Source organism: Streptomyces corchorusii, from assembly GCF_001514055.1.
In the GTDB taxonomy this organism is placed as follows: Bacteria; Actinomycetota; Actinomycetes; order Streptomycetales; family Streptomycetaceae; genus Streptomyces; species Streptomyces olivaceoviridis.
Genome location: NZ_KQ948374.1, coordinates 119,635 through 123,855, shown reverse-complemented (window position 1 = coordinate 123,855; position 4,221 = coordinate 119,635). Strand labels below are relative to the sequence as shown.

Below are 4,221 nucleotides of genomic sequence, written 5' to 3'. Positions count from 1 at the left end.
ACACATGGGGTGTGATCGAGTCGGTGGGACCTGGTGCGGAGACGGCTGCGGCCACGGGTGATCATCGTGAGGTGTGTGGACTGACGATGAAGCGGTGGCCGCAGTTCACAGCGTAGTGCCTGCCCGCTGGCGGGCGATGTTCGAGGTCCTGATGGAGCGGATCGCGGGACGATTCGGCCGGGTCGAACCCCGGCCTCGAATCACATCAGGCGGGGGCGGAGCGGGCAGGGGGGGTGTCGTCTGTGCGGGCCTCGGTGTCGTCCTCGCCCGGGGCGGGCCGTCATTCTGGCGCGGCGGCCGCCGTCGCGGAAGTACACCTCCTTGAGCCCTCGGCCACGATCCGCTGGAGTTGCTGGTCGCTGGCGCCGGCCTCCTGGGCGTCGAAGAGACGGGCGGCGTACTGCGGGGGCCAGCGCCACGGTCAGGTGCCGCAGCCGGGACTCGTCAGTGGAGCCGATCGGCGCGGTATAGCCAAGCCGGGCCCGGGTGTCGATGACGATGCCGCCCGTGGACCTCGCTGATGCAGGTCCAACTTCTCCCCGCACCGGCACGCCGAGGTCCGGACCTGGGCTTCCGACAACGACGTCGAACTGGTCTTCCTGCCCACCTACGGCTCCTGGCTGAACTGGATCGAGTCGGAATTCGCCGCCCTGCGCTACTTCGCGCTCAACGGCACCGACCACCGCACCCACGACGAGCAGAACACCGCCATCGCCGCCTACATCCGCTGGCGCAACACCCGCGCTCAGCCCAAGACGAGCTTCGCCTCCGACTCACCCATCCGTCAGTGGACGGAGTACCCAGCCAACGTCGCATGACGAGCCACCAACTGCCGCTGTTGAGCCAACGGCCCTGGCGGGTTTGAGTACCGTCCGGGGTCCAGCATCCGCCCCGTCACGGTTGCGGTGGGTGTGCTCGCAAAAGCCACCCCTCGCCACCGGCAAACTCAATGCCCTGGAAGGAGGCCCCGACGGTCACCTGGTCGAATCCGAGTTCCCGGTGAAGGTCGAGCGAGGCGCGGTTCTTAGCGGAGATGAAGCACCAGACTGCCGAATCCCGTTCCCAGATCCAATCCATGCGCCGCCGGGTCAGCAGCCTCGCTATGCCACGACGTCGCCAGTCAGGAGCCACCGTGACACCGGTCAGGTAGTAGCCGGCCGGGGCACCGTCCTCAACGTGCTCGGGCAGAAACGCCGCATTCGCGTACCCGACAGCTTCACCGGATACCTTCGCGGTGATCACCAAACTGCGCTCACTACAAAGCGCCCGATGAATGCGGTCTGCCCATTCGCCCGCCGAACCACCGCGCGTCCGGGTCTGCAACAAGGCCAGCATCGGCACGTCGTCCCCGGTCGCCTCCGCCACCACCGCGGTCACCGGAGCGTCGCGCTCGGCCGGGTGCGGAAGGTAACCGGCGAACCGCAAATCCATCCTTGCCATGTCGCCCCTCTCGCCCGCCCGGCGCTGTCCCGTTCCACCACGCTATCGCGGCTGGCGTGGGGGCGATGCCCGGTCAACGATGCGAGCCAAGCCACTACAGATAAGTGCCGCATCAAGCAACGTTGGCCCCGTTCCGGCAGGGCCAGCTCCTTGCTGTCTGCGAGCCGGATCAGCCGTAGGTCCCGGGATCGGTGAGACCCTCCACGAAGTCCTGAAAGCTCGCAGCCAGGGACAGTTCGAGACCGGAGTCGGCGTCGAACCACCCGACCGTGGGGGTCGGACCCGTCCGGTAGTCCAGCCCGATCCAGCAGGGCCCGTCACTGCTGAGAAGTACCAGCGAAGTGGGCAGGCCCCACTCCTCGATCAGGTACGCGCTGTCGAGCAGGGACAGAGTTCGGTCACGCTGCCCGATCCCCATCAGGTACTCGAAGGGCACGTGCTCGTCGGCCCAGGATGTCGGGGCCGAGGTCGGGAGGCACGAAGCCCTGCTGCCACCCGTCCGCCGTTCCGCTGGCGAAGCAGCCCCGGCAAAGACGCAGGCAGGGCCGCGTTGAGAGCCTGTTCTGCTTGCTGAACAAGCTGAACGGTCACCGGCGGCTGCACACCGTACTCGGTCGAGCCGTCCCAGAAGGCGTCCAGAAGATCCTCGAAGCGGGGCATGGGCGGCATGCCACGAGGTCCGTCAAGACGAAAGGCCATGCCGGGACGTCCACCACAATGAGCCGGTGGCCGAGCGTGTGCAGGTGCGGGAAGTGGATGACGACGAGGGGCGGCGGCTGCTGCGGATCGTCCGACGGGGCTGAGGCTGCCCACGATCAGGTCCCAGTTCCCGGAGCTCGCCGAAACCGCCGGCCGCGAGCAGATGTCCTACCTCGGCTTCCTCTCCGAACTCCGCCTGGCCGAGTGCGATGAAGCCGCCGACGAGAAGCAGCTGACTAAGACCATCGCCCGCTACGGCCGCGTCGACCTGCTCTGCATCGACGAACTGGGCTACATGGAACTCGACCGGCGTGGCGCCGAACTCCTCTTTCAGGTCCCGACCGAACGAGAGGAGAAGAACAGCGTCGCCATCGCCTCCAACGAGTCATTCTCCGGCTGGACCAAGAACTTCACCGACCCCCGCCTCTGCGCGGCCATCGTCGACCGCCTCACCTTCGGCGGCAACATCATCGAGACCGGCACCGACTCCTACCGCCTCGCCACCACCCGCGCCCAAGCGGAACGAGCAGCCGTCTGAGCGCAGTCCGCCTGCTCTATCGAACTGGCCCGCACTCATCGACGATCACGGTCGGCTGTGACAGGAAGACCTCCCGGCCGACGGGGCCATAGGCGATGTTGAACGTGTCCAGCCAGTACGACCAACCGCGGATCCCCAGGGCGCTGGTGAACCGGTAGTTCAACTGCCAGCGGACCCACTGCCCGGCAAGCAGTCGAACTGCCGGCGGCCTGCGCGGCCGAGGAGGCAACCCGAAGAGCGGCTCCACACGAGCGAGCACTCGGAGCCGATCACCTTCGTCCCGCAGGCTGACACCGACCTCGCGGAAGTCTTTCTGGCTCGAACGTGGCTCGAAGCCGTCACGCTCGGACATCTGGACGAAGTGGGCAAACCCGGAGGGCACCTGGGGCGACGAGAAGCCGACCGGCGCCGCGTTCCTGCGGACAGCGGCCTCCCCGCCCCGAGACTGCTTCGTCCAGGACGTCTTGATCCACTGCACCGTGATATCCACCGCACCTGCCCTTCGCCGAGAGCCTACGGTCAACATCTGCTTGACGTCATCCAGGTTCCGGCGCAACTGCCTGCTGCCAGTACTCAGCAACATTCCACAGAGGTGGAGACCCAGACCGCTCTCCGGAACCGCCTACAAGCGCTCTCCGGTCTCACCTACGCAGCCATCCAGGATCTGCTTCGCGTAGGTGGGCGAGATCGCCGTGGTGACGCTGCCCTCGCGGCCGTCGTCCGAGCTGCCCGTGCAGGTGAATCCGAAGTACGCGGTGACATCCACCATCATGCCGCTGGAGGTGGCCGCCTGGTGCCGTACCTGTGCTCTGGCCTGCGGCTGCCACTCGGATTCCGTCTCCTCCACCAGGGCGGCTCGGGGGCGCTTCTGCGGGGTTGTCAGCGTCCCGGCGCGGTAGCGCTCCACCGTGTGACGCGAGACACCCAGGCGCTCCGCCAGGGCCTGCGTCGACCCCTTCGCCCGCGTGAGAAGGAATTTCACCTGAGCCTTCGCGGATTTCGGCGCGGGTCGGGTGAACACCTTCCGCTCCGCCCGTGCGAGGGCCTCCAAGACCTTGCCGCGGCGCGGGGCCGGCTGCTGCGAGTCGTTGATCGTCATGGCCGCAGCCTCGGCCGTCTCCCCTGTGGACAGAGTCCGCGGTCATGCAGGTCATGGCGGGTGCTGCTGCCGGCGGTGTCTACGCCCGGCGCTCCGCGCGGGATGCCATCGACCGCGAGAGCATCCCCGTACGCGGGGAGCACAGCGTGGACACGTCCTGGGCGAACTTGGCGTCGGGACCATCCCCGCACGCGCGGGGAGCACACCTTCACCCCGGTGGGCGCCGGCTGGCTTTATTCACGAGAACGGGTTCTGGTCCACTGCTTGTGGTGTGGTGACGGGTTGTCAGGAGGTAGGGGCGTGATGGTTCATCGCCGCGGCGACAGGCCACGGTGCCCGAAGCTTCGCAGTGGTCTCCCGAGGGGGATGGGGAGCAGGGCTGGGCGCACCGGACCCGCGTTTTGAGGGGGAGTGCGTGGTCGTTGTGGTCGCTGCGGCCCGGGCA

The 4,221-nt window shown here is 67.5% G+C and carries 5 protein-coding genes and 2 pseudogenes; 2 read left to right on the top strand and 5 right to left on the bottom strand.

What is annotated here, in order from left to right; translation table 11 throughout:
• Window positions 1-200: 200 nt before the first annotated feature.
• Window positions 201-518, bottom strand: a pseudogene (gene tpg, locus AQJ11_RS47550) (telomere-protecting terminal protein Tpg); the annotation flags it as partial.
• A 72-nt stretch (window positions 519-590) separates the two neighbouring features.
• Between tpg (AQJ11_RS47550) and AQJ11_RS47545 the strand changes: the two are divergent.
• The gene (locus tag AQJ11_RS47545) at window positions 591-818 is read left to right on the top strand and encodes a hypothetical protein (protein ID WP_244218611.1); all 228 of its coding nucleotides are present in this window, start codon (window positions 591-593) and stop codon (window positions 816-818) included.
• A gap of 76 nt (window positions 819-894) precedes the next feature.
• Here the strand turns inward: AQJ11_RS47545 and AQJ11_RS40430 are convergent, their stop codons facing one another.
• Window positions 895-1,440: a GNAT family N-acetyltransferase gene (locus AQJ11_RS40430; protein WP_059266733.1), complete on the bottom strand. Its 546-nt coding sequence runs from the start codon at window positions 1,438-1,440 to the stop codon at window positions 895-897.
• Window positions 1,441-1,609: 169 nt separating this feature from the next.
• Window positions 1,610-1,876, bottom strand: a complete 267-nt coding sequence (locus AQJ11_RS50605) for an SMI1/KNR4 family protein (RefSeq protein WP_059266732.1) — start codon at window positions 1,874-1,876, stop codon at window positions 1,610-1,612.
• Window positions 1,877-2,239: 363 nt separating this feature from the next.
• Here AQJ11_RS50605 and AQJ11_RS40420 point away from each other — a divergent pair.
• Window positions 2,240-2,677: pseudogene (locus AQJ11_RS40420) on the top strand (ATP-binding protein); the annotation flags it as partial.
• A 16-nt stretch (window positions 2,678-2,693) separates the two neighbouring features.
• On the opposite strand, the gene AQJ11_RS40415 reads toward AQJ11_RS40420, so the two are convergent.
• Together AQJ11_RS40415 and tpg (AQJ11_RS40410) are read right to left on the bottom strand one after the other, a co-directional pair.
• On the bottom strand, window positions 2,694-3,167 hold the full coding sequence (locus AQJ11_RS40415; protein ID WP_059266751.1) for a hypothetical protein: 474 nt from the start codon (window positions 3,165-3,167) through the stop codon (window positions 2,694-2,696).
• A gap of 132 nt (window positions 3,168-3,299) precedes the next feature.
• On the bottom strand, window positions 3,300-3,776 hold the full coding sequence (gene tpg, locus AQJ11_RS40410) for a telomere-protecting terminal protein Tpg (protein ID WP_244218606.1): 477 nt from the start codon (window positions 3,774-3,776) through the stop codon (window positions 3,300-3,302).
• Between the last annotated feature and the right edge of the window lie 445 nt (window positions 3,777-4,221).

Excerpts from the sequence above, each read along its gene's own strand:
- AQJ11_RS40430 (WP_059266733.1), bottom strand. The coding sequence starts at position 1,440 with ATGGCAAGGATGGATTTGCGGTTCGCCGGTTACCTTCCGCACCCGGCC.
- tpg (WP_244218606.1), bottom strand. The coding sequence starts at position 3,776 with ATGACGATCAACGACTCGCAGCAGCCGGCCCCGCGCCGCGGCAAGGTC.